Annotated in this window: 26 protein-coding genes; 7 read left to right on the top strand and 19 right to left on the bottom strand. The window is 64.2% G+C overall.

Going from position 1 to position 24,413, the window contains the following annotated elements; translation table 11 throughout:
- Window positions 1-46 precede the first annotated feature (46 nt).
- Window positions 47-643 carry a superoxide dismutase gene (locus IVB48_RS25995; RefSeq protein WP_007615200.1) on the bottom strand — a complete coding sequence of 199 codons (597 nt, stop codon included), beginning with the start codon at window positions 641-643 and terminating at the stop codon, window positions 47-49.
- Between the two features lie 237 nt (window positions 644-880).
- Here IVB48_RS25995 and IVB48_RS26000 point away from each other — a divergent pair, with 237 nt between their 5' ends.
- The 3 genes from IVB48_RS26000 to IVB48_RS26010 all read left to right on the top strand — a co-directional run bounded on the left by IVB48_RS26000 (window position 881) and on the right by IVB48_RS26010 (window position 3,416).
- The gene (locus IVB48_RS26000) at window positions 881-1,408 is read left to right on the top strand and encodes a GNAT family N-acetyltransferase (protein WP_247404217.1); all 528 of its coding nucleotides are present in this window, start codon (window positions 881-883) and stop codon (window positions 1,406-1,408) included.
- A gap of 82 nt (window positions 1,409-1,490) precedes the next feature.
- The gene (locus tag IVB48_RS26005; protein WP_247404219.1) at window positions 1,491-2,876 is read left to right on the top strand and encodes an MATE family efflux transporter; all 1,386 of its coding nucleotides are present in this window, start codon (window positions 1,491-1,493) and stop codon (window positions 2,874-2,876) included.
- A 105-nt stretch (window positions 2,877-2,981) separates the two neighbouring features.
- Window positions 2,982-3,416, top strand: a complete 435-nt coding sequence (locus IVB48_RS26010) for a DUF2147 domain-containing protein (RefSeq protein ID WP_247404223.1) — start codon at window positions 2,982-2,984, stop codon at window positions 3,414-3,416.
- Window positions 3,417-3,420: 4 nt separating this feature from the next.
- On the opposite strand, the gene IVB48_RS26015 is transcribed toward IVB48_RS26010, so the two are convergent.
- Window positions 3,421-4,560: a DUF3095 domain-containing protein gene (locus IVB48_RS26015; RefSeq protein ID WP_247404226.1), complete on the bottom strand. Its 1,140-nt coding sequence runs from the start codon at window positions 4,558-4,560 to the stop codon at window positions 3,421-3,423.
- A 177-nt stretch (window positions 4,561-4,737) separates the two neighbouring features.
- Here IVB48_RS26015 and IVB48_RS26020 point away from each other — a divergent pair, with 177 nt between their 5' ends.
- Window positions 4,738-5,163 carry a ribbon-helix-helix domain-containing protein gene (locus tag IVB48_RS26020; RefSeq protein WP_247404229.1) on the top strand — a complete coding sequence of 142 codons (426 nt, stop codon included), beginning with the start codon at window positions 4,738-4,740 and terminating at the stop codon, window positions 5,161-5,163.
- 4 nt (window positions 5,164-5,167) lie between these two features.
- On the opposite strand, the gene IVB48_RS26025 is transcribed toward IVB48_RS26020, so the two are convergent.
- The 5 genes from IVB48_RS26025 to IVB48_RS26045 form a co-directional block, all read right to left on the bottom strand.
- Window positions 5,168-5,383: a hypothetical protein gene (locus tag IVB48_RS26025; RefSeq protein ID WP_247404231.1), complete on the bottom strand. Its 216-nt coding sequence runs from the start codon at window positions 5,381-5,383 to the stop codon at window positions 5,168-5,170.
- A gap of 125 nt (window positions 5,384-5,508) precedes the next feature.
- The gene (locus tag IVB48_RS26030; protein WP_247404234.1) at window positions 5,509-6,231 is read right to left on the bottom strand and encodes an SDR family NAD(P)-dependent oxidoreductase; all 723 of its coding nucleotides are present in this window, start codon (window positions 6,229-6,231) and stop codon (window positions 5,509-5,511) included.
- Complete coding sequence (locus IVB48_RS26035; protein WP_247404236.1) at window positions 6,224-7,606, bottom strand: fatty acid--CoA ligase family protein; 1,383 nt, start codon at window positions 7,604-7,606, stop codon at window positions 6,224-6,226. The genes IVB48_RS26030 and IVB48_RS26035 overlap by 8 nt, the downstream gene beginning before the upstream one ends.
- Window positions 7,593-7,838: an acyl carrier protein gene (locus IVB48_RS26040; protein WP_007597226.1), complete on the bottom strand. Its 246-nt coding sequence runs from the start codon at window positions 7,836-7,838 to the stop codon at window positions 7,593-7,595. The genes IVB48_RS26035 and IVB48_RS26040 overlap by 14 nt, the downstream gene beginning before the upstream one ends.
- Window positions 7,839-7,977: 139 nt before the next feature.
- On the bottom strand, window positions 7,978-9,792 hold the full coding sequence (locus tag IVB48_RS26045) for a long-chain-acyl-CoA synthetase (RefSeq protein WP_247404239.1): 1,815 nt from the start codon (window positions 9,790-9,792) through the stop codon (window positions 7,978-7,980).
- Window positions 9,793-10,053: 261 nt separating this feature from the next.
- On the opposite strand from IVB48_RS26045, the gene IVB48_RS26050 reads away from it, so the two are divergent.
- Window positions 10,054-10,761, top strand: coding sequence for an SGNH/GDSL hydrolase family protein (locus tag IVB48_RS26050; RefSeq protein WP_247404243.1), 708 nt, complete (start codon window positions 10,054-10,056; stop codon window positions 10,759-10,761).
- 44 nt (window positions 10,762-10,805) lie between these two features.
- Here the strand turns inward: IVB48_RS26050 and IVB48_RS26055 are convergent, their stop codons facing one another.
- From IVB48_RS26055 to IVB48_RS26080, 6 genes are all read right to left on the bottom strand, one after another.
- Window positions 10,806-11,075, bottom strand: coding sequence for a DUF3551 domain-containing protein (locus tag IVB48_RS26055; RefSeq protein WP_247404245.1), 270 nt, complete (start codon window positions 11,073-11,075; stop codon window positions 10,806-10,808).
- A 33-nt stretch (window positions 11,076-11,108) separates the two neighbouring features.
- Window positions 11,109-11,390, bottom strand: coding sequence for a DUF3551 domain-containing protein (locus tag IVB48_RS26060; RefSeq protein ID WP_247404248.1), 282 nt, complete (start codon window positions 11,388-11,390; stop codon window positions 11,109-11,111).
- A gap of 128 nt (window positions 11,391-11,518) precedes the next feature.
- A complete protein-coding gene (gene htpG, locus IVB48_RS26065) occupies window positions 11,519-13,396 on the bottom strand; it encodes a molecular chaperone HtpG (protein WP_247404251.1) in 1,878 nt (625 codons plus the stop codon).
- Window positions 13,397-13,518: 122 nt separating this feature from the next.
- On the bottom strand, window positions 13,519-13,932 hold the full coding sequence (locus tag IVB48_RS26070) for a hypothetical protein (RefSeq protein WP_027514096.1): 414 nt from the start codon (window positions 13,930-13,932) through the stop codon (window positions 13,519-13,521).
- A 260-nt stretch (window positions 13,933-14,192) separates the two neighbouring features.
- Complete coding sequence (locus tag IVB48_RS26075) at window positions 14,193-14,792, bottom strand: nuclear transport factor 2 family protein (protein WP_247404254.1); 600 nt, start codon at window positions 14,790-14,792, stop codon at window positions 14,193-14,195.
- Window positions 14,793-14,955: 163 nt separating this feature from the next.
- On the bottom strand, window positions 14,956-15,762 hold the full coding sequence (locus IVB48_RS26080) for a response regulator (RefSeq protein ID WP_027565571.1): 807 nt from the start codon (window positions 15,760-15,762) through the stop codon (window positions 14,956-14,958).
- Between the two features lie 221 nt (window positions 15,763-15,983).
- Between IVB48_RS26080 and IVB48_RS26085 the strand changes: the two genes are divergently transcribed.
- Together IVB48_RS26085 and IVB48_RS26090 are read left to right on the top strand one after the other, a co-directional pair.
- Window positions 15,984-16,214 (top strand): NepR family anti-sigma factor, encoded by a 231-nt coding sequence (locus tag IVB48_RS26085; protein WP_027565572.1) that lies wholly within the window; start codon window positions 15,984-15,986, stop codon window positions 16,212-16,214.
- The gene (locus IVB48_RS26090) at window positions 16,214-16,762 is read left to right on the top strand and encodes a sigma-70 family RNA polymerase sigma factor (protein WP_007597240.1); all 549 of its coding nucleotides are present in this window, start codon (window positions 16,214-16,216) and stop codon (window positions 16,760-16,762) included. The genes IVB48_RS26085 and IVB48_RS26090 overlap by 1 nt, the downstream gene beginning before the upstream one ends.
- Before the next feature lie 119 nt (window positions 16,763-16,881).
- Here the strand turns inward: IVB48_RS26090 and IVB48_RS26095 are convergent, their stop codons facing one another.
- The 6 genes from IVB48_RS26095 to IVB48_RS26120 all read right to left on the bottom strand — a co-directional run bounded on the left by IVB48_RS26095 (window position 16,882) and on the right by IVB48_RS26120 (window position 24,320).
- Entirely contained in the window at window positions 16,882-17,580 is a 699-nt protein-coding gene (locus IVB48_RS26095; RefSeq protein ID WP_247404256.1) for a nitroreductase, read from the bottom strand.
- A gap of 139 nt (window positions 17,581-17,719) precedes the next feature.
- Window positions 17,720-18,964 (bottom strand): acyl-CoA dehydrogenase, encoded by a 1,245-nt coding sequence (locus IVB48_RS26100; protein ID WP_247404259.1) that lies wholly within the window; start codon window positions 18,962-18,964, stop codon window positions 17,720-17,722.
- Between the two features lie 137 nt (window positions 18,965-19,101).
- Window positions 19,102-20,346, bottom strand: coding sequence for an acyl-CoA dehydrogenase (locus IVB48_RS26105; RefSeq protein ID WP_247404262.1), 1,245 nt, complete (start codon window positions 20,344-20,346; stop codon window positions 19,102-19,104).
- Window positions 20,347-20,360: 14 nt separating this feature from the next.
- Window positions 20,361-21,488: an acyl-CoA dehydrogenase family protein gene (locus IVB48_RS26110; RefSeq protein WP_247404265.1), complete on the bottom strand. Its 1,128-nt coding sequence runs from the start codon at window positions 21,486-21,488 to the stop codon at window positions 20,361-20,363.
- A 110-nt stretch (window positions 21,489-21,598) separates the two neighbouring features.
- The gene (locus IVB48_RS26115) at window positions 21,599-23,470 is read right to left on the bottom strand and encodes an AMP-binding protein (RefSeq protein ID WP_247404268.1); all 1,872 of its coding nucleotides are present in this window, start codon (window positions 23,468-23,470) and stop codon (window positions 21,599-21,601) included.
- 43 nt (window positions 23,471-23,513) lie between these two features.
- Window positions 23,514-24,320 carry an enoyl-CoA hydratase/isomerase family protein gene (locus tag IVB48_RS26120; RefSeq protein ID WP_247404271.1) on the bottom strand — a complete coding sequence of 269 codons (807 nt, stop codon included), beginning with the start codon at window positions 24,318-24,320 and terminating at the stop codon, window positions 23,514-23,516.
- Window positions 24,321-24,413: the final 93 nt, after the last annotated feature.

The following is a 24,413-nucleotide window of genomic DNA, read 5'->3' on the forward strand; positions in this document are numbered from 1 at the left end:
GGCAAAGCCGACCCCGGAATGCGTGAAGCCCCAGGCCTTGTCGAGCTCAGGCCTTGTCGAACAGGGACTCGACGTATTCCCAGTTCACGAGGTTCTCGACAAACGCCTTCAGATAATCGGGACGGCGGTTGCGATAGTCGATGTAGTAGGAGTGCTCCCAGACGTCGCAGCCGAGGATCGGGGTGGCGCCGTGCACCAGCGGATTCTCGCCGTTCGGGGTCTTGGCAATCTCGAGCTTGCCGTTCTTGACCTGGAGCCAGCACCAGCCGGAGCCGAACTGGCCGACGCCGGCCGCCTGGAAGTCCGTCTTGAACTTCTCGAAACCGCCGAGGTCCTCGTTGATCTTCTTCTCGATCTTGCCCGGCAGCTTGGTGCCGCCGCCATTGGGCTTCATCCAGCTCCAGAAATGGATGTGGTTGTAGTGCTGGCCGGCATTGTTGAACACCGCGGGGTTCTTGCCGAACGAGCCCTTGACGATCTCCTCAAGGGACTTGCCTTCCCATTCGGTGCCCTTGAGCGCGTTGTTGCCGTTGGTGACATAGGCCTGATGATGCTTGTCGTGGTGGAATTCGAGCGTTTCCTTCGACATGAATTGTCCGAGGGCGTCATAGGCGTAGGGGAGTGGGGGCAGCGTAAAGGTCATGGGTGTTGTCCGCGACTGATGGGGGAACGAGACTTAACGGTCACCCCTTATAGAAGGTTCCGTGGCCGTTAAATACCGCGAATTTTTCCAAAAGGCGTGGTGCGGCGGCTTGGCCGGATTGCATAAAATCGTCGCAAGGATGTCGGCGTTTCAACCAGGCGTAAAATATCATTGCCTTTGAGGTGCTTATGGCAGGACGAAACGCACCGGCGGCGCGGAGATGCGAAAGAGAGAGCAATGAGCATCGAGATCGACATTTTGAACGGCGACGCCTCCTGGGGGATGGCGGAGCCGCTGCATCGGGCGGTCTTCGGACCTGATATCGTCGGGGAGCAGCCCTGGGCTCACGTCAAATGGGCCAATGCCGACCTGCGCGTGCTCATCGAGACGCCCGAGGATGGTCTCGTCTGCCACGTCGGCATCTACTTCCGCACCGTCACCTGGAATGGGCAGAAGGTTCACATCGGCGGCATCGGCGGCGTCTGCACGCGGGAGGACCGGCGCGGGCGCGGCTATGCGACCATGGCGATCGATGCCGCGGTGCATACCATGCGCGCCAACGAGGCGGTCCGCTTCGCGCTGCTGTTCTGCGAGCCGCACAATGTCGGCTTCTACGAGGCCCGCAGCTGGCTCCCCTTCAAGGGCGAGGTCTATTGCGAGCAGCCGGACGGGCGGATCCGCTTCACTCACATGGCGCCCTATGTCTGCAACATCGTCAGCGCGCCGACACTCGGCACTATCGACCTCTGCGGCCTGCCCTGGTGAGCCCTGCGTGAGGCGCGGCTGGTGCCGGGGCTGCGCGCCATATAATATGTCGATCATCATCCAATATTCCGCGCGGTGACACATGACGATCGACGCCTCCCTGGACGCCGTGCCGCCGCCTGCCCCGGTCGCCTCCCCCATCGCCAGTCTTTTGACGGCACCGATCCTGCCGACGCTGCTGCGGCTTGCGATCCCCAACATGATCGCGATGGTCGGCAGCACGCTGGTTGCGATCGCCGAGACCTCCTATATCGGCCGGCTCGGCACCATCCCGCTTGCAGCGATCGCGCTGGTGTTTCCGTTCGCCATGCTGACGCAGATGATGAGCGCGGGCGCGATGGGCGGCGGCGTCTCGTCTGCGATCAGCCGCGCGCTCGGCGCAGGCGATCGGACCCGTGCGGCGACGCTGGCGCTGCATGCCGCCATCATCGGCCTCTGCGGCGGGCTTTTCTTCACGGTGACGATGCTCGTCTTCGGCCGCTCGTTCTTCACGCTGCTGGGCGGGCGCGAGCGCGTGCTCGAGGAAGCCAGCGGCTATTCGCAAATGCTGTTCTCCGGCGCGGTCGCGATCTGGCTCGTCAACACGCTGGCCTCGGTGATCCGCGGCACTGGCGACATGCGCCTGCCCTCGATGGCGCTGATCGGGACGAGCGTGCTCCAGATCGCGCTCGGCGGCACGCTGGGGCTCGGCCTGTTCGGTGTGCCGCAATTCGGCATGCCCGGTGTCGCCGCCGGTCAGTTGATCGCATTCACCTGTGCTGCGATCTTTCTCCTCTGGTATCTCTGGTCCGGCCGCAGCCGGCTGCCGCTGGATTTCCGTGCCTTCCATTTCGATCGCGCGTTGTTCTTCGACATCCTCAAGGTCGGCGCGGTGGCCTGCCTGTCGCCGCTCCAGACGGTACTCACCATTTTGATCTTCACCAAGATCCTGGCGACCTTCGGCACCGAGATGCTGGCCGGTTATGGCATCGGCTCGCGACTGGAATTCTTGCTGATCCCGATCACCTTCGCCTTCGGCATCGCCTCGGTGCCGATGGTCGGCATGGCGATGGGCGCCGGACAGGTGAAGCGCGCGCGGCGCGTGGCCTGGGCCGCGGCCGCGGCCTCGGGAATCACGGTCGGCCTGATCGGTGTCGTCATCGCGCTCGATCCGTCACTGTGGGTTTCGCTCTTCACCAGGGATCCCGGCGTTGCCGCCGCCGCGCACAGCTATTTCCATTGGGCGGGTCCGACCTTCGTGTTCTTCGGCATGGGCGTGTCGCTGTATTTCTCCTCGCAGGGCGCGGCGCGGGTCGGCGGTCCCGTGCTCGCCTCCACCGCGCGGCTGCTGATCGTCGCGATCGGCGGCGGCGTCCTCATGATGGCGCAGGCTCCGGCCTGGACCCTGTTCGCGCTGGTCGGCGGCGCAATGGCGGCGTTCGGGCTGTCGACCGCGGCCTCGGTCGCCTTGGTGCGCTGGGGCAAATGAGCACAGGTCAATGCACGCAGGCAAATAAACGCGGGAATGTGATTCCATCCAGCGTTGCACTATCCTGCTAGGCTGCTATGGAGGCGCTCCACTTTGGGGCTCTCCATGACTTCCAGATTCGCTGCTCTCATCGTCCTTCTGGCTGCGCTCCTTGGCGCGACTGCCGCCCATGCGCAGAGCGCCGACGGGACCTGGCTGACCCAGGCCGGCGACGCCCGCGTCAAGATCAGCAAATGCGGCGGCGGCATCTGCGGCAATGTCGTCTGGCTGCGTGAACCCCACGACACCGCGACCGGCCAGCCCGCCACCGACAGCAAGAATCCCAATCCCGCCCTCGCCGGGCGCCCGATGATCGGCTTGCCATTGTTCAGCGGCATGCAGCCGTCAGGGCCGAGCAAATGGTCGGGTCAGATCTACAATGCCGACGACGGCAGCACCTATGCGAGCAGCGTTACCGTGACCTCAGCGGATTCGCTGCGGGTTGAGGGTTGCGTTGGCGCGCTCTGCGGCGGCGAAACGTGGACGCGCGCGGGGCGCTAGCGCTTCACGCCATCATCGCCTTCAGCGCCGTCGCCGCCGAAGCGTAGCCGCCCCGCGCACCGTCGATGAAATGGACGTGGTCACTGCGCAGCGCGGACGGGGTGAAGCAGGTCATCATCGCTGCGTCCTGCTGGTGGAGGCCGTAACGCACGATGCCGTCGCGCGCGGCAGTCGCGAGGCGATCGCTGAGGGCGCGTTCGAGCTCCGGCGTACAGTCGAGGATCATGCGCAGGCCGTCGTCATATTTGCGGAAGTCGGAGTTCTCCACGACCTGCCGCTTATAAAGCTTCGGCACGAAGCCGCCGACCTTGAGATTGAAGCGCATGATCAGATAGACGAAAAGCGTATAGGCCAGCACGCTGGCGCGGCGTGCGAGCAACGGACCTCCGCGCTTGGTGCGCGCCTCATAGTCCAGCCCCTGCGGCGGCCATGTCAGCGGCGGACCTTGCGGCGGCACGGGCCGACCGGCATCCGGACTGAGCTCGACGAGATGGATAATGTCCTCGATCACCTTGCGGAATGCCGAGGGATCGGCGCCCTGGGTCGGCATCACCAGCACGGACAGGATCAGGCCGCGCGCCGCCGGAATGACCTCGAAGCGGCAGGACAGGCCGGAGAGATCGGGCTGCGTGCCCGCGGGCGCTTCGGTGATCGCAAACTCGCCGCGCTTCATCGCGGCGTCGGCCCAGGCGAGCCCGCCGCCCGAGAACATCGCATAGGACAAATTGGCCGAGGGACCGAAGCGCGCGACGCGCACGTCGAGGCCCTGCGCGCGGATGGCGCTCACCGGCACCAGCGCGACGCGCATCCCCAAATCGAGATCTTCCCGCACCCAGGTCGCGGTCGCAGCCAAAGCCTCGCGGGCCGGCTCGAGATCGCGGGGAGCGACCGCAAAACTCGCGCCGTCGCCGCCGAACACGAAGGGAAATTCGCGTCCCTCCAATGCGTTCGTCACCGCCGCGATCACGGCGGCACCGGCCATGTTCACCGCCTTGTAACGCTGCGCCGCGATGGCCTTGGTCGAATCCACGATGTCGGCAACGCCGACGCTCCAGTCGTCGGGCAGCGGCGAATACAAAGCGGGGTCCATCAGGCTGGTGAAGCCGCGAAAGACCGGAATGCCGCTATAAAAGGCTGATGTCATCGGATGATGCCGGATGGTTGGGACGCGCGTCCAAAAGACATACGTAGCAGGATCGATCCGGGTTCGCCGGGGGGCGCGCCCTTGCAACCATTGGCCGAAATGGACCCGGACAACAAGATGAGGGCGCGCTGCAATGCCACAGCAGGTCATTGATCGGCATCAAACAGCGGGCCGCAAATGGCGTCTAGTCTCAATGATCTGACATGGTTGCGCGGGAACATCGACGTGTCCGACTTCAACGAGAAGGACTCCATCGCTCCGGTACGCCGGCGCACCGGGCGTGATCCCATCAGCGCGGTGAAGATGCCGGAAAGCCTGACCGCGGCCGTCGATAATTGGGCCGAAGCCCATCACCTGTCGCGCTCGGATGCTATCCGCACGCTGGTCGAACTGGGCCTGAAGGTCGCGCCCCCGGCACTCCCGCCAGGGCACCCGCTCGCCTCGGATGCCACCAGGATCGAAGAGCTCGCAGTGCATGAACTCGAGGGGTTGCTCGATCCTGCCCTCTCTGAGGACGAACGCGAGCGCCGGATCCGCCGTCTGACCGATGGCCCGCCGGAGTTCTCACACGAACGGATTGACCTGCCGAAGCACCGGACCTGAATGTCTAGTGCAGCTTCTCGTCCTGACGCTTGCGCAGCACAGAGGCGGGAACGTCATGGCAGCCGACAAGGCGCACGAATTTCTGCGGATACATTTCGTAACCGTGATCACCGGAATTCTGATGAGACATCGGCTCGCAGTGAACGGGCTGGCCGTGAACGTCGCTTTGCTGTGCGGAAGATAGCTTTACCGACGCCTTGCCCGGGTTCGAAGCGGTCATGGACTGCTCCCTATCGATTAGGGCAGATCGATTGACGTAACCCAATCGATTGCGCGGCACCTTACGACCAAATCCGGATGATGTCATTGCGCCGGATCAATGCAATTGTGGCGATGGAGTTCCGCCTACGCCGTGTTGCCCGCGTCGACCGTGAACACGCTACCCGTCACATTGCGACCGCCCTCGCCCAGCAGATATTCCACCATGCGCGCGACGTCCTCGGTCTCCGGCAGGCGCCGCAGCGCGCTGCGGCCGGCGATGCGCTTGCGGCTATCGTCGGAGAGATTGTGCGTCAGCTCGGTGTCGATGAAACCGGGCGCGATCGCGTTCACGGTGATGCCGAGCTTGCCGACCTCGCGCGCGAGCGAACGGGTGAAGCCGGTGGCGGCGGCCTTGGTCGCACCGTAAACCGAGAGGCCGTTATAGCCGGTGGTCGCGATGATCGAGGAGATGTTGATGATGCGGCCGGCACCGTCGGCCATCATCTGGCGCGCGACATATTTGGTGAGAATGATCGGCGACAGCACGTTGAGCTGCACCAGCGCCTCGATCTCGGAATTGTGCATGGTCGCCAGCAGGCCTTCGGTGCCGAGGCCGGCATTGTTGACGAGGCCGTAGATCGGGCCGAATTCATCGCGCACGAGTTTGGCATAGGCCGGGATCGCGTCGATCACGGCGAGGTCACAGGCGCGGAAATGCAGCCGCTCTTCCGACCCGGCGATCGCCGCCGTGAGCTCGTCGCTCTCGCGCCGCGCGGCCGCGATCACGTTGTAGCCGGCATCGACAAGCCGCTTGCCGATCGCAAGGCCGATACCGCGGCTACCACCCGTGACGAGAACATTACGCATCGGTGCGCGCCAGTTTGCCGGCCGGGGTGACGTCGAGCGCCTCGACGAAGCGGATCACCGCCGGCACCTTATGGGACGCGAGCTGCGCGCGGCACTGATCCAGGATCTGGGCGCGGATCTCTTTCGCGCGCGCCGGATCGGTGCCGTCGGCGAGGATCACGTCGGCAACGACGATACCGCCGGTGATCGGGCTCTTGCGTGACTTCGCCCGCGACATCCGCACGTCGGGATGACGGTTGATCACCGCCTCGATCTCTTCGGGGTGAACCTTCAGCCCACCGATATTGATGATGCCGCCGCGGCGGCCGACGAAATAGTAGCGGTCGCCACGCAATTCGACGATATCCCCGCTGTCGACAAATCCGTCTACATCGGTGAGCGCAGCCGCGTCGCGGCCGATGTAGGCGTGCGCCGTGCGCGTCGAGCGGATGCGTAGCGAGCCGTCGATGACCTTCATTTCGACGCCGTTGCGGTTGCCGAGATAGTCCGCCGGAAAGCCTTCCAGCCCGTCATTGACGGCAAAGCCGACGCCCGCCTCGGTCGATGCATAGGCATGGCCGACGGAGGAATTCGGGAACGCCGCTTTCAGGCCGTCCAGCACCGCCTGGTCGGCGATCTCGCCGGAGAGGCGGACATAGCGCGGCGCGAACTGCGCGGCCGAGCCGCTCATCAACAGCTTGCGCCAGTGCGAGGGCGTGCCGGAGATGTGGGAGACGCCGCGCGCGTTCAACCGCGTGACGTGATCGCCGAGCGCCTCATGGGGATCGGACAGCACCATCGAGCCGCCGGAGAGGACGGCGCGGAGGAATATCTGCAGGCCGCCATAGCGGCGGATGTCGTAGAACGTCGCCCATACCGGCGCGGGTCCGCGCGCCGGGCCTTCGGCGACGATGGCGCCGGTGAGTGCTTCCAGCGTATGGCCGACGATTTTCGGCACGCCCGACGTGCCCGAAGTGAGCATCAGCCATTCCGTGGCGCGTTCGGTCCTGGCCGGCGTGGTAGCCTGAGGCGGCAGTTGTGCGGTGACGACGAGCGGCACGCCGGTCTCGGCCGAGCGATCGGGCTCATCGGTGACGACGGCATCGATCCCGGCATCCGCCATCAGCGCATCGAGATGCGCGGGATTAAGATCGGGCGGGCACAGCAGCATGCGGCGCGCAATACCGTCGAGCTCGATCATGGCAAGGCCCGATCGGAGCTGGTCGGACAATTTCAGCAGCACCGCGCGGCCGGACAGCTCGCCCAGGCGGCCACCCAGCACCGTCTGCGACCGGATATCCGTCAGCGACACGACATCGTGCGCGTCCGACAGCGTGCGGCCGGTCAGCTCCGCGCCGAGATGGTCGCGAAGCGCAAAGATCTCACGCGGGGACATTTTCGTAGGCCCGCACGAAATCGCCCACGGTGGCGGGAAACGCTGCGTCCTCGGAAATGGTGAAGGGATCGACGCCGGTCTCGTCCTCGAGGCGCGCCACCAGGATGGCGAAGGCGAGCGAGTCGAAGCCCGTCTCGTGCAGCGACAGATCGTCCGAGAGCGCGGGAAGCGCCACGTGCTGCTCCTTGGCGATCTGCTGGATCGCTTCAATGACCTTAGACCGTACCGACATGGCTGGCTCGCTTCTGTTGTCGTTCGTGTTGCGGCGGCTCTTGATGACCGCCTCCTCGGCCGTTTGTTTACCCGACAGAAGTAAATGGCTTCTTGGACAATTCGGATAAAATTGGACCTATCTCCGAATTTTCGGGCGGCTAAAGCCGGATCGCCCCCTTGTTGATTTGTGTATAGAGCTCCGAATCGAGCGCAACATAGGCGCAGGTCTTCGGGTCCAGCATGAACAGCGGATCGGAGACCGCGCCCGGATCAAATCCCTCGCGCGCGAGCTCGCCCTTTTTCTGCTTGAACGTCTCGGTCGCATCGAGCTCGCGCGAGATGCGTATGAAGACGGGGTGAGCATAGGCCGGCAGGCGCTGAGCGAGATGGGCGGGCAGCGCCTCGACGTCAAAGCCCTCGTTCACCACGACCGCGCTCATGCCGGCGCGGCCGTCGGTGCCGGGGATGCTGACGCCGTAGGTGGTGGCGTCGACCACGCCGGTGAAATCGCGCACGGCGTCGTTGACCTCCGAAGTCGCGACGTTCTCGCCCTTCCAGCGAAAGGTGTCGCCGATGCGGTCGACGAAGTGGAAGAAGCCCTTCTCGTCGAGCCGCATCAGATCGCCGGTGCGGAACCAGGAATCTCCCTTGCCAAAGACATCGCGCAGGATCTTCTTCTCGGTCTCGCTCGCCTCGGTGTAGCCCTCGAAGCGGCCGCCGCCCTCATCCGCCGTGCCGATGCGGCCTATGGCTTCGCCGGGCTCGCCGCGCGCGCAGGCGATGCAAAATCCCTCTGCATCGCGCAGCGGCGCACCATTATCGGGGTCGAGCTTGACGAGACCGGCAGGGAAACGATGCGCGAGCAGTGGCGGAACGCGGCCGACCGCGCCGGGCTGGCCCTCGACGTTGAACAGCGAGAAATTGCCTTCCGTCGCCGCGTAGAATTCGAGGATGCGCGGAATGGCGAAACGCGCCTGAAAATCGTCCCAGATGTCACCGCGCAGGCCGTTGCCGCAGACGAGTCGCAGGCGATGCCGGTTCTCGTATTCCGACGGCGGCGCCTTGAGCAGATAGCGGCAGAGCTCACCTATATACTGGAACAGCGTACAGTCGTGGCGCACGATGTCGGGCCAGAAATTCGACGCTGAGAATTTTTGCGCGATCACCACCGAGCCGCCGGCGGCGAGCATGCTGCATGGCGCAACGATGCCGCCGACCGAGTGGAACAGCGGCAGGCAATCGTAGAGCCGATCCTGCGGCGTCGCGCCGGTGAGGCCGGCGAACCAAAAGCCCCAATTGAGGATGCGGCGATGGCTGATGCTGGCGGCTTTCGGCAGGCCGGTCGTCCCGGACGTGTAGATCAGCAGGGCCCGGTCGTCGATGGTGACGTCGCCACGCTCGTCCGGCGAAAGCGGCCCGTCATCGAGTGCGGCAAGCGCGACATCAATCGCACGTTCGCTGCGGGCATCGCCATGAGTCCAGACCTTTGCGTCCGTCCTCAGGTGCGGCGACGCCCCGTCCAGCGCCTCCGCAAGCTCGTGCGCGACGATGACGTGAGCGGGCCTTGCGACACCGATGCAATGCGCGAGCGACCGGCCGACGAGCTTGGTATTGATCAGCGCGACCACGCCGCCGACCCGGCTGATGCCGAGCCAGGCCGCGACATAGTCGATGCCGTTCGGCATGATCAGCGCGACAGTGTCGCCCTTGGCCACACCGGCCGAGCGTGCCCACCGCGCATAGCGATTGATGCGTTTCGAAAGCCCCTCATAGTCGAGGCTCGCGTCATCGGTGGCCAGCGCAATGCGATCGGGCTGGCGCTGCGCCCAATCATCGACGACGTCGGCGAACAGCCTGCCCGGCAACGTCTCGATCCGTGCGGTGAGCTCGATCGCCTTCAGCCAGATTTTCGAAGCCGAAGGTGCGCGCGCGGCTTTCGGTTGCTCGATGACGCCGGTTGTCATGTCGTTCATTCTTTCGGAACGTGTCTGCTGGTGCCCGGCAGCTTAGCTCGCACGCCCTGCCCAGGTGTTAAGAGACAGGGTAAAACCGGGTTAGTGCGCGACTAACTCTAGTCATCCTTTACCAAACCGGATGCGATCGACGTGCGCGCGGCCTGGCAATTCTTGCGACAGCAGAGCCGGGGCGCGCTGCGCGGGAGGCTATGCGGCTCCGGGCAAACGGGTTAGGCTTTTTGACCCTGCATTGTCCGGATTGCGAAAGGGAGACGACCTGTGGCTCTCGACTCGTCTGAGTTTCCTGTCCAGGTCGCGCCGTTCGAGCAGCCGCTGACCCATATTGCCAGTCGCCTGAAGGACAGGCAGGTCAAGGTGGTCGCGATCGGCTCGTCGAGCACGGCGGGCGAAGGAGGCATCGCTCCCTATCCGCAGCGGCTGCTGGCGGACCTTCGGATACGATTTCCAAATGCCACGATCGAAGTGGTCAACCGGGGCGTTGGCGGCGAAGAGGCCCCTTTGGAGTTGAAGCGGTTCGACCATGACGTCTTCGATCTCAACCCCGATCTCGTCATCTGGCAGGTCGGCACCAATTCAGTGTGGCAATCCACCGATCCGCCCTCGTTCAAGGACACGACGCACGCCATCTGTGAGGGCATTGACCGGCTGCTCGGCGCTAAGCGGATCGACGTGATCCTGATGGACCTGCAATATGTGCCGGCGCTGCTGACACCGGCCAAGGCCGACAAGGCGGACGCGATGGTCGCAGCGATCAGCGAGATCGCACATGCAAAAGGGGTCAACGTCTTTCGTCGCTTCGCGCTGATGAAGGGCTGGCACGATGTTGCAAGAATTTCGTTCGACCGCATGGTCGACCCGGGCGACGATAGCAGGCTGCACGTAAGCGACTGGACCACGGACAAGATGACCTGGCAGTTGACCGACGCGATCGTCACCGCGGCCAACAAGGCGCCTCACGGCAGCTAGTCCTGCATGCTCCGTCGGATTGATGGCCGAACGGGCGGTGAGCGCTAGCCGCCTCGCTTATGTCGCAACCGCGGCGGCGGTGCGTTGAACGGATAATACGGATTGAGATCGCAGCTGGCGGAGCGGCCTGAAGCGGTAGCTTGGCACTGCGGCACTGAGGTGAAGGAGCAATCGTACCACTCCCCGCCACCGCCGTTCGCACCGGAATAGACGTGCATGCAGACGGGATAGCGCGGATCGAAGGTCTGCGCATGCGACGGCGCGGCCGTGAGCAGGGCACCGACGGTCATGATCAGGCCGAATAAGCGACGCATAAGAATTCCCCCTGAAAGCCGCATTGCGGATCGCTAGTGCACATTCTTGTGGCGCCGGCGCGGCGGCGGCGTGGGTTGGTCGAACGCATAGTAGGGATTGACGTCGCAGCTTGCAGAGCGGCCCGAGGCCGTGGCGCGGCACTGCGGCAGCGAGGTGAAGGAGCAATCGAAATAATCGCCGCCGCCCCCGCCGAAGCCGCCGGGCGTATAGACGTGCATGCACACCGGATAACGCGGATCATAGGTCTGGGCGCTGGCGTCTGCCGCCACGAACAGCGTGACAACCGCGGTGAGGGTCAGGATCGGCAAATGCATGGAGAAATCCTCGAATCTGTCATGTCGGCGGCCCGGATGCCGGCCACCTCGTATGGCATAACACCACAGCAGAGGCGACCGTTCCTGCGTGCGGATGACGGCAAGGTGAGTGCGGTGCACTGCGCCCGCTACCCGCCGAGCCCCTGCAACACCAGCCGGTTCAGCCTTGCCGCAAACGCGGCAGGGTCTTCCGGCAGCTCGCCGTCCAGGATCTGCGCCTGTTCGAGCAGGAGCAGGCTGAGATCGTCGACCGCCTTCGAGCCGGCCTGAGCCTTCGTGATCGCGGTGACCAGCGGATGGCGCAGGTTGATCTCGAGGATCGGCTTGGTGCGCAGGCCGCGGTTCTGCTGGGCCAGGATGCGCTCGAGCTCGCGGCTCGGGCCCTGGCTGTCGGCAACGAGGCAGGAAGCGGAGCTGGTAAGGCGCGTCGAGGCCTTGACGTCGCTGACGCGCTCGCCGAGCGCGGCCTTGATCACCGCAATGGTGGCGGCCTCGTCGGCGGACGGCTCGTCCTTTTTCGTCTCGTCCGCCTCGTCGACGCGTGGGATCAGGTCGAGGTTGAGATCGCCCTGGCTCAGCGACTTCAGCGGCTTGCCGTCGAATTCCGATGGCATTGACGTCCAGAAGGCGTCGACGGGATCGGACAGCAGCAGCACTTCGACGCCGCGCGCAGTCGCCGCCTCGAGCCGGGGGTTCGACTTCAGCCGATCGATGCTGTCGCCGACCAGATAATAGATCTCGGTCTGGTTCGGCTTGAAATCGGCGATGACGTCCTTCAGCGAACGCTTCTCGCCCGAGGTCGTGGTGAAACGCGACAGCGCGAGCAGCTTTTCGCGGCGTTCGAAATCTTCGTAGATGCCTTCCTTCAGCACCGCGCCGAAGGCCTCCCAGATCTTCGCGAAGTTCTCCGGATCCTTCTCCGCAAGGCTTTCGAGCTCGGACAATACGCGGGTCGCCACGGCCTTACGGATCTGTGCGAGCTGCGGATTGTTCTGAAGCATCTCGCGCGAGATGTTGAGCGGGAGATCCTCGCTGTCGACGACGCCGCGGATGAAGCGGAGGTAGCCCGGCAGAAGATCGGCATCGTCGGTGATGAAGACGCGGCGGACATAGAGCTTGACGCGCCCCTTGCGGTTCGGCTCGAACAGGTCGAACGGCTTGGTCGAGGGCGCGAACAGCAGCACGGCGTAGGAGTAACGCCCCTCCGCGCGATAATGCAGCGTCATCGCGGGATCGTCGAAGGCGGAGGCGATCTGCTGATAGGCCTTCTTGTAGTCTTCCGGCGTGAGCTCGGATTTCGAGCGCTGCCACAGCGCGCTTGCAGAATTGATCTGACGCGGTTCGCCCTCTTCAGGCACGAGCTCGATGGGGAAGAGGATGTTGTCGGAATAAGCGCCGACGATACGTTCGATCTCGTAAGCTTCGAGATATTTCTTTGCATCGTCCTTGAGGTGCAGGACGATCTCGGTGCCGCGCTGCACGCGGGCCGCATCCTCCTCGCTGGCACGCGCGATCTCGAAGCCCGACCCGCCTGTGGACGTCCAGGTCCAGACGTCGCTCTCGCCGGCGCGGCGGCTGACCACGACGATCTTGTCGGCGACCATGAAGGCGGAATAGAAGCCGACCCCGAACTGGCCAATCAGGCCGAGACCATCCTTGGCCTCCTTGAGCTTCGACACGAAGGCCTTGGTGCCCGAGCGGGCGATTGTGCCGAGGTGGTCGATCAGCTCCTGCCGCTCCATGCCGATGCCATTGTCAGCGATCGCAAGCGTTCCGGCCGTCTTGTTCGGAATGATCCGGATCTTGGGCGCGTCGCCCTCGCCCAGCAGTGCCGGACTCGCGATCGCCTCATAGCGCAGCTTGTCGCAGGCGTCCGATGCGTTGGAGACGAGCTCGCGCAGGAAGATATCGGTCTCGGAATAGACGGAGTGCACCATCAGGTGCAGAAGCTCGGAAACCTCGGCTTGGAAGGGCTGCGTATGCACAGCCGTGTCTGACGTCGTCATGCGTTTACCCGGTCAATCGAAAGGGAAAGAAACCCGGGATATAACGCGAGGGGGCAGGGGATCAAGTGACGTCAGCAACCGCCCCCCGGGGCGGAGGCCGACGTGTCCGTGGCAAATGCCGATCAGGTCACACAGCGACCGGGCTGGAGCAGCTTTGCGACCTCGGTCAGGGAGCTGACCATCGGCTCGCAGGCGATGGTCGGCTTTTTGCGGCTCTGCTTCTGGTCCGGGAGCAACACCGGCGGCTTGGCGTTACCGGTCTCGATCACCGCGGGGACCCGCAGCAGCACCGACGTGTCGGCGAGATCGTTCAGCCGCATCGACACGGTACGGGTTGGAACCTCCGCCTGCTTGATATCGGCCAACCGGTCGGCTTTGCTGGAGCGATTCACGTTGTGGCCCGGCTTGTCAGCGACCGCCTGCCAGCGGTCGGCCAGATCATGGCCGGAGGCCAGCTGCACGGCGCCCACCTGAACGGCGCCGAGCGTCGCGGCGAGCGCGACGGCGCCTAAAAATACCTTTTGGATCTGTGACATGGCTGTCGGTCCCTCGCCCCATGGCGATCGCGGGAACAACGCGAGGAGAGGACCGGGAGTTCTCAGTGGTTAAGATCACTTAACCGTGTGCGAAAAAGGCGCGCCCTCGCGAAAAATTCCCACGAAATTTCGCAACCGCCTGGAACGACTTTCGCGGACGGGAGTCGTCTCAACAGCCGGCTATTCCCCCCTGCCCCATAAGCCGGCGACGTAGGGCGCGACTGTGGTGATGCCAGTCGCGCCTTACTTTTGTCTGGCGTTCAGTGCGCCTTTCCCGCGAGCCACTCCCGTCCCTCCGCATAGAGCTTCTCGACCTCAGGCCCCGTCAGGCCGGGCATGTCGCGCTTGACCTTGTAGCCGATCAGCTCCTGCATGTAGGCGAGGTGGCGATAGCCTTCGGGCAGCGCGGCAAGGGCTTTCTGGTCGAGCTGAAGTGTCGCGGCGGGGTCGACCGGGTCGATCCGGTCCTTCTCGTAGATCGGCTGGCGGCGGACGATGCCCCATTTTCCCTGCCGCTTCTCCAGGAAATCGTAGAAGCGCCCGGTACAGACGACGTCGCAGGGCACGTCGTGCACCGGCGCGCGCTGCGAGATGGTCATCTTGGTCTGCGCGATGGCGCGCGCCCCCTCGAGATCGATACTGCAGCCGCCGAGGAAATGCAGGATGCGCACACCCTTGGCGAACCCCTCCTGGCTGACGCGCATGAAATCCCGCGCCGGCCCCTGAAACCAAGTGGCGGACATCCAGCCTTCTTCGTGCCAGACGGTGGCAAAGCGCTCCCAATCGCCGGCGTCGCGCCACACCGCCCAGTTCTCGACGAGGTCGCGAATGGCGAGGCGGTCGAGGAGTTGCTGGTCCATGAACACGTCTCCGATGGCACCGCGGCTGCAACGCGGCCGCTGCAGGAGGTATGAGCGGCGAATTCGATGGCCGTCAAGCGTGGCAACCTGGTCAATAAAAATCCGGCGCACCTTGCGGCACGCCGGATCAGATTTCGTCAAATGCCGGGCGCTGGCGCCTTCCTTACGCCGCCGGCACCTTCGGCGCGCGGTTGCGCGAATTGCGCTGGAAGAACAGCGCCTGGCTCGCCACCGCCGACACCATCGCCGGCTGGAACGGCTTCGAGATCAGGAACGCCGGCTCGGGTCGCTCGCCGGTTAGGAAGCGTTCGGGGTACGCGGTGATGAACACCACCGGCACCTCGAAGGTGCGGAGCAGCTCGTTGACGGCGTCGAGGCCCGACGAGCCGTCGGCGAGCTGGATGTCGGCAAGGATCAAGCCGGGCCGCCTGTTCTTTGCCAAGGCGACCGCATCGGCGTGGGTACGGGCGACGCCGACGACATTGTGGCCGAGATTCTTCACCAGGCTTTCGAGATCCATGGCGATGAAGGTCTCATCCTCGATGATCAGCACGTCGGTGGCGATCTCGGCGGCCATCTCACGGCCTGCGGCATCCGCGAGCCGGCGCGTCTCGCCGACGTCGGTGCCGAGAATGTAGCCGACCTCTTCCTCCGAAAATCCCTCGAGCGAGAGCAGCAGGAAGGCTTGCCGCGGCAACGGCGTGATGTTCGACAGCCGCCGCTCCGGCGGCATCGGCAGGTTCGTCACCTCGGAATCGTCGTTGACGGAAACGGAATTCCAGATTTGGGTGAACAGCCGGAACAGGCCGGCGCGCGGCCCGTGGCTCTCGTCGAGCACCGACGGATCTCCCAGCATGGCTTCCAACATGGCTGCGACATAGGCGTCACCGGAGGACTGGCTGCCCGTCAGGGCGCGTGCGTACCGGCGCAACAACGGCAAGTGTTCAGCAACAAGCTGTGAACGGGACATCCCCACTCCATATCATCATCGGGCCGACCTTGACGTGCAGGCGTTAGGCGGGGGGCCCGGGTTCCCCTGCTGGGCTGATTACGCCTCAGCCTGAGAAAAGTTCCGCATGGGGGCGGAACTTTTTCTCGCAGCTCGCATTGAGCCTATCCAGGGAACGGCTCCCGGTTGAGAGAACTTCTCGATTTTACAGTCACTTAACTCGGGGAAACGTGGAACAGGTCATGAAAGATCTCAAGTCTCAAGCCAGCAAAAGCACGACCCCCGGCAAGGGAGGGCTCACTCCGGAGATACAGTCCCGGATCGGGCACCAGCTGCGCGCCATGTACGACGACGTGGTGCGGCAGGGGGTTCCGGACCGGTTCGCGGAACTGATCAAGAAACTTGATGCGCCGGGAGCGGCACCCCAAGTGGAAAATGGTGGCGGCTCTAACGACAACAATGGGAGGGATTGATGCCTCTCACGGACTCCCTGCGTAACGACATCCTGGCGGCCGTGCCCAGTCTGCGCGCGTTCGCCATCTCGCTCAGCGGCAATGCCGATCGCGCCGACGATCTCGTCCAGGAGACGCTGTTGCGCGCGCTCGCCAACATCGACTCGTTCCAGCCCGGCTCCAATCTGCCGGCGTGGCTGTTCACGATCCTGCGCAACCTGTTCCGCTCCGACTATCGCAAGCGGCGGCGGGAAGTCGAGGATGCCGAAGGCAACTATGCCAAGACGCTGAAGACGCAGCCCTCGCAGAACGCCCATCTCGAGTTCGAGGAATTCCGCACGGCGCTCGACAAGCTTCCGCAGGACCAGCGTGAAGCGCTGATCCTCGTCGGCGCCTCCGGCTTCTCCTATGAGGATGCGGCTTCGATCTGCGGCTGCGCAGTCGGCACGATCAAGAGCCGCGTCAACCGTGCGCGCTCCAAGCTCGCGGCGTTGCTCTATGTCGACGGCGCCGAGGATTTCGGGCCCGACGAGACCATTCGCGCCGTGATCGGCGGCAGCGGCGGCTGACCGCCGGCGTCAATCGGACTGAGACCGCGATGAAGGCGGCCGCTTCCGCGGCCGTCTTCGCATGTCTGAAGTTATCATGTCTGAAGCGTGAAACTTGATGCGTGCCTGCGTCGCCTCGATCACTCGTCCACGAAGGTCACGGTCTCGGCCACGCTCGCACGCGACGTGCGGTAGCTGTTGACCTTGTGGGCGTGGTCCGCATAGCCGAACGAGATACCGCAGACGATGCGGCGGTCAGCAGGCAAATTGAAATGGCGGCGGATCAGGCCGGAGTGGCGCGCGAGCGCCGCCTGCGGAATCGCGCCGAGCCCGAGCGCCTGCGCGGCCAGCATGAAGTTCGAGACATAGGCGCCGCAATCGATCGCACCGTAGATGCCGAGCGGCTCGTCGGTGTGGATGATGGCCACATGCGGCGCGCCGAAGAAATTGTAGTTCTCTAGCGCCTGCTTCGCATAGGCCATCTTGTCTCCGCGCGCGATGCCGAGCGTGTTGTAGAGCTGAAAACCGCTCTCGCGACGGCGATCGAGATAGGCGCCGAGATATTCGCGCGGCGGCGGGAAATCATAGTCGTCCCCGAGACCGCCCGAAGCCTCCTTGTAGATCAGCTTGCGGAAACGCTCCTTGGCCTCGCCGCTGGCGATGACGACCTGCCAGGGCTGGCTGTTGCACCAGGACGCCGTGCGCTGCGCGGTCGTCAGCAAATGTTCGATCGTCGCGCGATCGACCTCCTTGGCCAGAAAGGCTCGCACCGAGTAGCGCTCGTTGAGTAGCTCTTCGAGTACGCCGATGCGGTCGTTTTGCTTTACTTGTGCGTCCATGGATCAACTCGCGCCTTCTCTTCGTAAGGTGGGCAAAGGCGCATAGCGCCGTGCCCACCGACAGATTTACCTCGGCGCATCTAAATATGGTTGGCACGCTTCGCTTTGCCCACCCTACGAGATACAGCGAGAGACTAGATCACCGTCCCTTGGTCGGGATCTTGTTGTACGGCACGTCCTTGTCGACGCGGATGTCGCCCGGCAGTCCCAGCACGCGCTCGGCGATGATGTTACGCAAAATCTCGTCTGTGCCGCCCGCGATGCGCGTCGAGGGCGAGGACAGCAGCATCTGCTGAAACTGGCCCTGAACGGTTTCCTCGTCGCTGCCTGTGAGAACGCCGGCCGCGCCCTGGAGGTCCATGGCGTAGGTTGCGATGTCCTGCAGCATCATGCCGGACACGAGCTTGCCGATCGAATTCTCTGGCCCCGGCCGTTCACCCTTGGACAGTGCCGAGATCGCCCGGTAGCTGGTGTATTTCAGCCCGCTCGACTTTACCGCCCAGCTCGCGAGTTTTGAGCGCACGGCGGGATCGTCGATGGCGAGGCCATCCTCCAGCATCAGATTGGAGCAGAACTCGAACATCTCGGGGACGCCGGTCGCAAGCCGCGAGCCGATCGACATCCGCTCGTTCATCAACGTGGTCAGCGACACGCTCCAGCCCTCGCCCACGGCACCGAGGCGCTGGCTGTCGGGAATGACGACGTCGGTGAAATAGACCTCGTTGAACTCCTGCATGCCGTTGGCCTGCTTGATCGGACGCACCTCGACGCCGGGGCTCTTCATGTCCAGGAAGAACATGGTGAGCCCCTTGTGCTTGGGCACATTGGGATCGGTGCGCGCGATCAAAAGACCGTAGTCGGAATAGTGCGCGCCAGAGGTCCAGATCTTCTGGCCGTTGACGACCCAATTGTCGCCCTTCTTCTCCGCGCGCGTGCGCAAGCCCGCGACGTCAGAGCCCGCCGACGGCTCGGAGAAGAGCTGGCACCAAATCTCCTCGCCCGCGGCCAGCTTCGGCAAATGGCGCCGCTTGGCGTCCTCGCTGCCAAAAGCCATCACGGTTGGGCCGCACATGCCCTCGCCGATCTGGAACGGCTGCGTCAGCTTGCCATAGACGCCTTCCTCCTGCTGCCAGATCACCCGCTCGATCGGCGTCGCACCCCGGCCGCCATATTCCTTGGGCCAATGCAGGCAGGCCCAGTTGCCTTCGGCCTTCTTCTTCTGCCAGGCCTTGCCGACATCGACGATGTCGTGGTTGGCGAGCCGGATGCGGCCGAGCGAGGATTTTGACAGCTCGGCCAAAAACTCCTTCGGCGCGTTGGCCTCGACCCATTTGCGCGCGGTCTCGCGGAATGCGGCTTCCTGCGGGGTGTCGTCGAAATTCATGGCGGACCTCTTCGTTCTTGCTCTGTCTTAGTCCCTCATGGTGAGGAGGCGCGCAGCGCCGTCTCGAACCATGTGGCCTCAGTCGGGCCTGCATCCTTCGAGACGGCGCGTTCCGCGGCTCCTCAGGATGAGGATCATCAGCCTCTTCCTTTCGTCGGGATCTTGTTGAACGGCACGTCCTTGTCGACCCTGATGTCGCCGGGCAGGCCCAACACCCGCTCGGCGATGATGTTGCGCATGATCTCGTCGGTGCCGCCTTCGACACGGGTGCCCGGCGCGCGCAGCAGCATCGCCTGGAAGCGGCCGGCGAGTTCGGCATCCTCGCCGCTGACCACTCCGCCCGCGCCCTGCAAGTCCAGGGCATAAGTCGCGACATCCTGGATCATCGAGCCCGCCACCAGCTTTCCGATGGAATTTTCCGGTCCCGGGCGCTCGCCCTTCGACAGCGCGGAGATCGCGCGCATGCTGGTGTATTTCAGCCCGCTCGCCTTCACTGCCCAGTTCGCCAGCTTCGCGCGCACCGCACGATCCTCGATGGCAGGGCCATCGTCCAGCATCAGGCTGGAGCAATATTCGAACAGCTCGGGGAAGCCGGTCGAGACGGCCGCGCCTATCGCGCTGCGCTCGTTCATCAGCGTGGTCAGCGAGACGTTCCAGCCGTCGCCGACCTCGCCGAGGCGCTGGTGATCGGGAATGCGGACGTTCGTGAAATAGACCTCGTTGAAGTCGGAAGCGCCGCTCGCCTGCTTGATCGGCCGCACCTCGACGCCCGGGCTCTTCATGTCCAGGAAGAACATGGTCAGGCCCTTGTGCTTGGGCACGGTCGGATCGGTGCGGGTGAGCAAAATTCCGTAGTCGGAATAGTGCGCGCCCGACGTCCAGATCTTCTGGCCGTTGATCACCCAGTCGTCGCCGTCCTTTTCCGCGCGGGTTCGCAACCCAGCGACGTCGGAGCCGCCGGCGGGCTCGGAAAACAGCTGGCACCAGACCTTTTCGCCGGAGGCGAGCGGCGGCAGATAGGCGCGCTTATGCTCCTCGCGCGCGAACGCCATCATGGTCGGCCCGCACATGCCGTGGCCGATGATGAACATGCGGGATAGCTGGCCGAACGGCCCCTCTTCCTGCTGCCAGATCACACGTTCGATCGGCGACGAGCCGCGGCCACCATACTCCTTCGGCCAGTGCAGACAGGCCCAGCCGGCATCGGCCTTCTTCTTCTGCCAGGCCTTTGCAACGTCGAGGATGTTGGCGTTCTTCAATTGCGTGCGGCCGAGGGAGGATTTGCGGAGTTCGTCCTCGTATTGCTTCGGTGCATTCGCACCGATCCAGGCGCGCGCGGTGGCGCGGAATTCGGCTTCCTGCGGGGTATCGTCGAAGTTCATGACGTTGCCTTTGCCTACGCCGCGTTCTTCTTGCGCATGCGGTCGATCAACTGGTCTTCCCAATAGGACAGGCTGCCGAGACCGAGCGCCATGGCGTTGGCGCGGCGGTAGTACATGTGGCAGTCGAACTCCCAGGTGAAACCCATGCCGCCGTGAACCTGGATGTTGTTCTTGGCGCAGTGCTGGAACGCCTGCGTCGCACTGATGCGCGCGGCTGCAGCCGCTTCCGGCAGTTCGCCTGCATTGGTCGAGAGCGCCCAGGCGCCGTAATAGCTGTTGGAACGCGCCAGCGTCGCCGACACGTACATGTCCGCCAGCATGTGCTTGACGGCCTGAAACGAGCCGATCTGTCGGCCGAAAGCGATGCGGTCGAGCGCGTAGTCGCGGCCCATCTCCAGCGCGCGGTCGGAGCCGCCGACCTGCTCGAACGCGCAGAGCACCGCGGCGCGATCGAGCACTTGAGTCAAGATGCTCCAGCCTTCGCCGGCCGCACCCAGCGGCTCGGCCTTGCAATCCCTGAAAGTAATCTCGGCCTGCCCGCGGGTCGGGTCGAGATTGGTCAGGCTTTTCACCTCGACGCCGCCATTCCTGAGATCGACGATGAACAAGGAGATGTCGCCGTCGCGTCCGCTCGATCCCGTGCGTGCCGCGACCACCGCGAAGTCCGCGATCGCGCCATCGGCGACCGGCTTCTTGACACCGTTGAGCATGCCATTGGCAGCCGTGAGCTTGACGTTCTTCGGTGACGGATTGCCCTTGCCCTCGAACAGCGCCAGCGTTCCGATCGCCTCGCCCGAGGCAATCGCCGGCAACCATTTCTTCTTCTGCGCGTCACTGCCGGCGATCAGCAGCGCTTCGGCTGCGAGATAGACGGTAGAGGAAAACGGCACCGGTGCGTTCGACCGGCCCATCTCTTCAGCGATCACGCAAAGTTCGAGATGACCGGCGCCGGCGCCACCAAAGTCCTCTGGGATTGCAACACCGAGAAAACCCATCTCGGCGAGCCCCTTCCACAGCTCCTTGTCATACGGCGCCTTGCCGTCGAGAACTGCGCGCACCGCCTTTGGCGAGCATTTCTCGGTGAGGAATTTGCGCGCCTGATCGCGGAGCTGCTTCTGGTCGTCAGAGAAATCGAAGTTCATGGCGCGTATCCCGTTACTGTTGTTCTGTAGGTGGGTGGAGCAAAGCGATACCCATCGAGTGTCTGACTACGAGCGATGGGTTTCGCTGCGCCCTACCCATCCTACGGTGTTCATTTCAGCACGATCACATCCTGGTCGGGCTTGTCCGCATAAAGCCGCTCGACCAGCGCGGCACGGCGCTCCAGGCCGGCGCGCTGGTTGATGTAGCCCTTGTCGGTGAGCTCGTTACCGTCGATCGAGGGCGGTTCCGCCATCAGCATGGCGCGGGCGATGATACGGCTGCTGGCGCCTTCGCACTCCTTGTTGTGAGCCTCCAGCCCGCGCCTGAAGCAAGCGATCACCTCGGGATGCTTCACTGCATCATCGAAGCTGAGATCGGGATTGCCGACGAGCTGGCGGCAGGCGTGCAGGTTCGGCCAGGCCAGCAGGCCGATGAAAGCGCGATCCTGCCCCGCGACCAGCGCATCATGCACGACCGGCGTCGCGGCTGCGATCGCATCCGTGCGCAGCGAGCCGACATGGACGAAGGTGCCGGTGGTCAGCTTGAAATCTTCCACCACGCGCCCGGCAAAGATGATGCCCTTCACCGGATCAGTGTCGTCGACGAAGACGCCGGCGTCACCGATGCAGTAAAAACCTTCCTCGTCGAACATCTTCTTCGTCAGGTCAGGCTGGCCGAAATAGCCCGGCGTGACGTTGACGCCGCGCAGACGCAGCTCGTATTTCGAGCCGCAGGGCACCATCTTCAACTCGACGCCGGGGAACGGCAGGCCGATCAGGCCGACGCGCTCGGTGTCCCAATAGGTGCCGGTCGAGGTCGGCGCGGTCTCGGTCGAACCCCAGCCGGTGTAGAACACGATGCGCTCGCCGGTGGTCTTCACGGCGAGAGCCTGCATGCGATCGTAGAGATCATCCGGCAGTCGCGCGCCGCCATAGGCCATGATCGAGAGGTTCTTGAAGAAGGATCGGCACAGCCCGTCGTCCTTCTCCATGGCGGCGGCGAGCGCGGCATAGCCCGCGGGGACGTTGGCGTAATAGGTCGGCGATATCTCGCGCAGATTGCGCAGCGTCTCATCGAACTGGCCCGGCATCGGCCGCCCGTCATCGATATAGAGCGTGCCGCCGTCGACCAGGATCGGGTGGAACGCCGCATTGCCGCCCATGGTGTGGTTCCAGGGCATCCAGTCCAGCATGGTCGAGATCGGACCGCCGGGATCGCGCGGTCGCACCTGCATCATCATCGCCGCATTGGCGCACATCATCGCTTGCGTGTTGATGACGGCCTTGGGCATGCCGGTCGAGCCTGACGTGAACAGCAGCTTGCCGACGGTCTCAGGCGCGATCTTCGCGATCGACGCTTCGACATCGGCCGTCACGACTGTCGCCGCGAGCTCGGCAAAGCTGACGCTCGCGATACCCTCGCAGGGCCGCAAGACGTGAACCACGGTGACGCCTGTGAGATCGAGCGCTTTCAGCGCCTTCTCGAAGGTCGGGCCGTCCTGCACCATCACCGCGCCCGGCTTGATCAGGTCGAACAAATATTTCAGCTTGACGTGATCATGGCTCATCAAGGAGTAGGCTGGCGAGACCGGCGCGGCCGGGACGCGCGCCTGCATCGCCGCCTGCGTCATCAGCGCGTGCTCGATCGAATTGCCGGAGAGGATCGTGACCGGGCGGCCGTCAAGCGCGAGATTGAGCAGGCCTTGCGTCAGCGCATCCACGGTGCGCTTGGCCTCCCCATAGGACACCTTACGCCATTCGCGGTTAGGGCCGCCGCGCTGGGCAAGCCAGATCCGCTCGGGCGCTTCCTTCGCCCATTTTGCCAGCGAAGCCGGGATATGCTTCTCGTAGGTCTGCAGCGGGATGCGCGACTTCAGCACCACCGTGCCGTCGTCGCGGCGCTCGACATCGATGTCGCGCGCCAGCCACTCGACCTTGCGAAAGGCGGGCTTCGTCATCACCGCCGCCGCGCTTCCACTCATTTTGCGTCTCCCGGAATTTCTCGTCCTTTACGGATCTTCATTGTCAGCGCCTGATATAGACAGGCTTTCGCTTCTCAAGGAAGGCCCTGATGCCTTCCGAAAATTCCTCGGAGCGGCTGCACAGAACCTGGTTGCGATCCTCCATCGCGATCACGGCTTCCAGCGATCCGGCATCGACGCTCATGTTGAGACATTCCTTGGACAGGCGTAGGCCCACGGGCGAGGCCGTGATCATCGCGTCGACATAGGGTTCGGCGGCCTCATCGAGCTTGTCCTCGTCGACGACCTCGGAGACCAGCCCGACCGCGAGCGCCCGCTCGGCGCCGATGAAGCGTCCCGTGAGGATCAGCTCCGAGGCCACAGAGACACCGACAAGGCGTGGCAGGAAATAACTGGTGCCGATGTCGCAGCCGCCAAGGCCGAGCTTGATGAAGGCGCAGTTCATCCGCGCCGATCTCGTCGCGATGCGGATGTCGGACGCGAGCGCCAGCGCAAAGCCGCCGCCGGCCGCCGCGCCCTGCACCAGCGCGAGGATCGGCTGCGGACAGCGCCGCATCAGCATCACGATGTCGGCGATGCGCCGCTGCGAATCCAGCGACTCGGTGACATCAGGCGGCTCCTGCTGGCCGGCACGGCGCGCCATCGCCGCCTTGAGATCGAGTCCCGCGCAGAAGTTCTTGCCGGCGCCCTTCAGCACCACGACGCGCGTATCCCGGTTGCGCTGGAGACCCTGGAAATAGACGTTGAGCGCGTCGATCAACGCAGGATCGAGCGCGTTGAGGTGTTCGGGACGATTGAGCGTCACTGTGTCGACGCCGTCATTTTGCTCGATCAGCAGCGGTTGGGACATGAGGCGCCTCGTGCTTGCCGCCATTCGCGGTGCCGATTGCTACGCCCTCTCCCCTTGTGGGAGAGGGCATGTACGCTGCGAACCCGGAATTCG

It is taken from the genome of Bradyrhizobium sp. 76, from assembly GCF_023073025.1.
Lineage (GTDB): Bacteria > Pseudomonadota > Alphaproteobacteria > Rhizobiales > Xanthobacteraceae > Bradyrhizobium.

Bases quoted from the DNA above. Each gene is read 5' to 3' on its own strand.
- IVB48_RS25995 (WP_007615200.1), bottom strand. From the start codon at position 643: ATGACCTTTACGCTGCCCCCACTCCCCTACGCCTATGACGCCCTCGGA.
- IVB48_RS26000 (WP_247404217.1), top strand. From the start codon at position 881: ATGAGCATCGAGATCGACATTTTGAACGGCGACGCCTCCTGGGGGATG.
- IVB48_RS26005 (WP_247404219.1), top strand. From the start codon at position 1,491: ATGACGATCGACGCCTCCCTGGACGCCGTGCCGCCGCCTGCCCCGGTC.
- IVB48_RS26010 (WP_247404223.1), top strand. From the start codon at position 2,982: ATGACTTCCAGATTCGCTGCTCTCATCGTCCTTCTGGCTGCGCTCCTT.
- IVB48_RS26015 (WP_247404226.1), bottom strand. From the start codon at position 4,560: ATGACATCAGCCTTTTATAGCGGCATTCCGGTCTTTCGCGGCTTCACC.
- IVB48_RS26020 (WP_247404229.1), top strand. From the start codon at position 4,738: ATGGCGTCTAGTCTCAATGATCTGACATGGTTGCGCGGGAACATCGAC.
- IVB48_RS26025 (WP_247404231.1), bottom strand. From the start codon at position 5,383: ATGACCGCTTCGAACCCGGGCAAGGCGTCGGTAAAGCTATCTTCCGCA.
- IVB48_RS26030 (WP_247404234.1), bottom strand. From the start codon at position 6,231: ATGCGTAATGTTCTCGTCACGGGTGGTAGCCGCGGTATCGGCCTTGCG.
- IVB48_RS26035 (WP_247404236.1), bottom strand. From the start codon at position 7,606: ATGTCCCCGCGTGAGATCTTTGCGCTTCGCGACCATCTCGGCGCGGAG.
- IVB48_RS26040 (WP_007597226.1), bottom strand. From the start codon at position 7,838: ATGTCGGTACGGTCTAAGGTCATTGAAGCGATCCAGCAGATCGCCAAG.
- IVB48_RS26045 (WP_247404239.1), bottom strand. From the start codon at position 9,792: ATGAACGACATGACAACCGGCGTCATCGAGCAACCGAAAGCCGCGCGC.
- IVB48_RS26055 (WP_247404245.1), bottom strand. From the start codon at position 11,075: ATGCGTCGCTTATTCGGCCTGATCATGACCGTCGGTGCCCTGCTCACG.
- IVB48_RS26060 (WP_247404248.1), bottom strand. From the start codon at position 11,390: ATGCATTTGCCGATCCTGACCCTCACCGCGGTTGTCACGCTGTTCGTG.
- htpG (WP_247404251.1), bottom strand. From the start codon at position 13,396: ATGACGACGTCAGACACGGCTGTGCATACGCAGCCCTTCCAAGCCGAG.
- IVB48_RS26070 (WP_027514096.1), bottom strand. From the start codon at position 13,932: ATGTCACAGATCCAAAAGGTATTTTTAGGCGCCGTCGCGCTCGCCGCG.
- IVB48_RS26075 (WP_247404254.1), bottom strand. From the start codon at position 14,792: ATGGACCAGCAACTCCTCGACCGCCTCGCCATTCGCGACCTCGTCGAG.
- IVB48_RS26080 (WP_027565571.1), bottom strand. From the start codon at position 15,762: ATGTCCCGTTCACAGCTTGTTGCTGAACACTTGCCGTTGTTGCGCCGG.
- IVB48_RS26085 (WP_027565572.1), top strand. From the start codon at position 15,984: ATGAAAGATCTCAAGTCTCAAGCCAGCAAAAGCACGACCCCCGGCAAG.
- IVB48_RS26090 (WP_007597240.1), top strand. From the start codon at position 16,214: ATGCCTCTCACGGACTCCCTGCGTAACGACATCCTGGCGGCCGTGCCC.
- IVB48_RS26095 (WP_247404256.1), bottom strand. From the start codon at position 17,580: ATGGACGCACAAGTAAAGCAAAACGACCGCATCGGCGTACTCGAAGAG.
- IVB48_RS26100 (WP_247404259.1), bottom strand. From the start codon at position 18,964: ATGAATTTCGACGACACCCCGCAGGAAGCCGCATTCCGCGAGACCGCG.
- IVB48_RS26105 (WP_247404262.1), bottom strand. From the start codon at position 20,346: ATGAACTTCGACGATACCCCGCAGGAAGCCGAATTCCGCGCCACCGCG.
- IVB48_RS26110 (WP_247404265.1), bottom strand. From the start codon at position 21,488: ATGAACTTCGATTTCTCTGACGACCAGAAGCAGCTCCGCGATCAGGCG.
- IVB48_RS26115 (WP_247404268.1), bottom strand. From the start codon at position 23,470: ATGAGTGGAAGCGCGGCGGCGGTGATGACGAAGCCCGCCTTTCGCAAG.
- IVB48_RS26120 (WP_247404271.1), bottom strand. From the start codon at position 24,320: ATGTCCCAACCGCTGCTGATCGAGCAAAATGACGGCGTCGACACAGTG.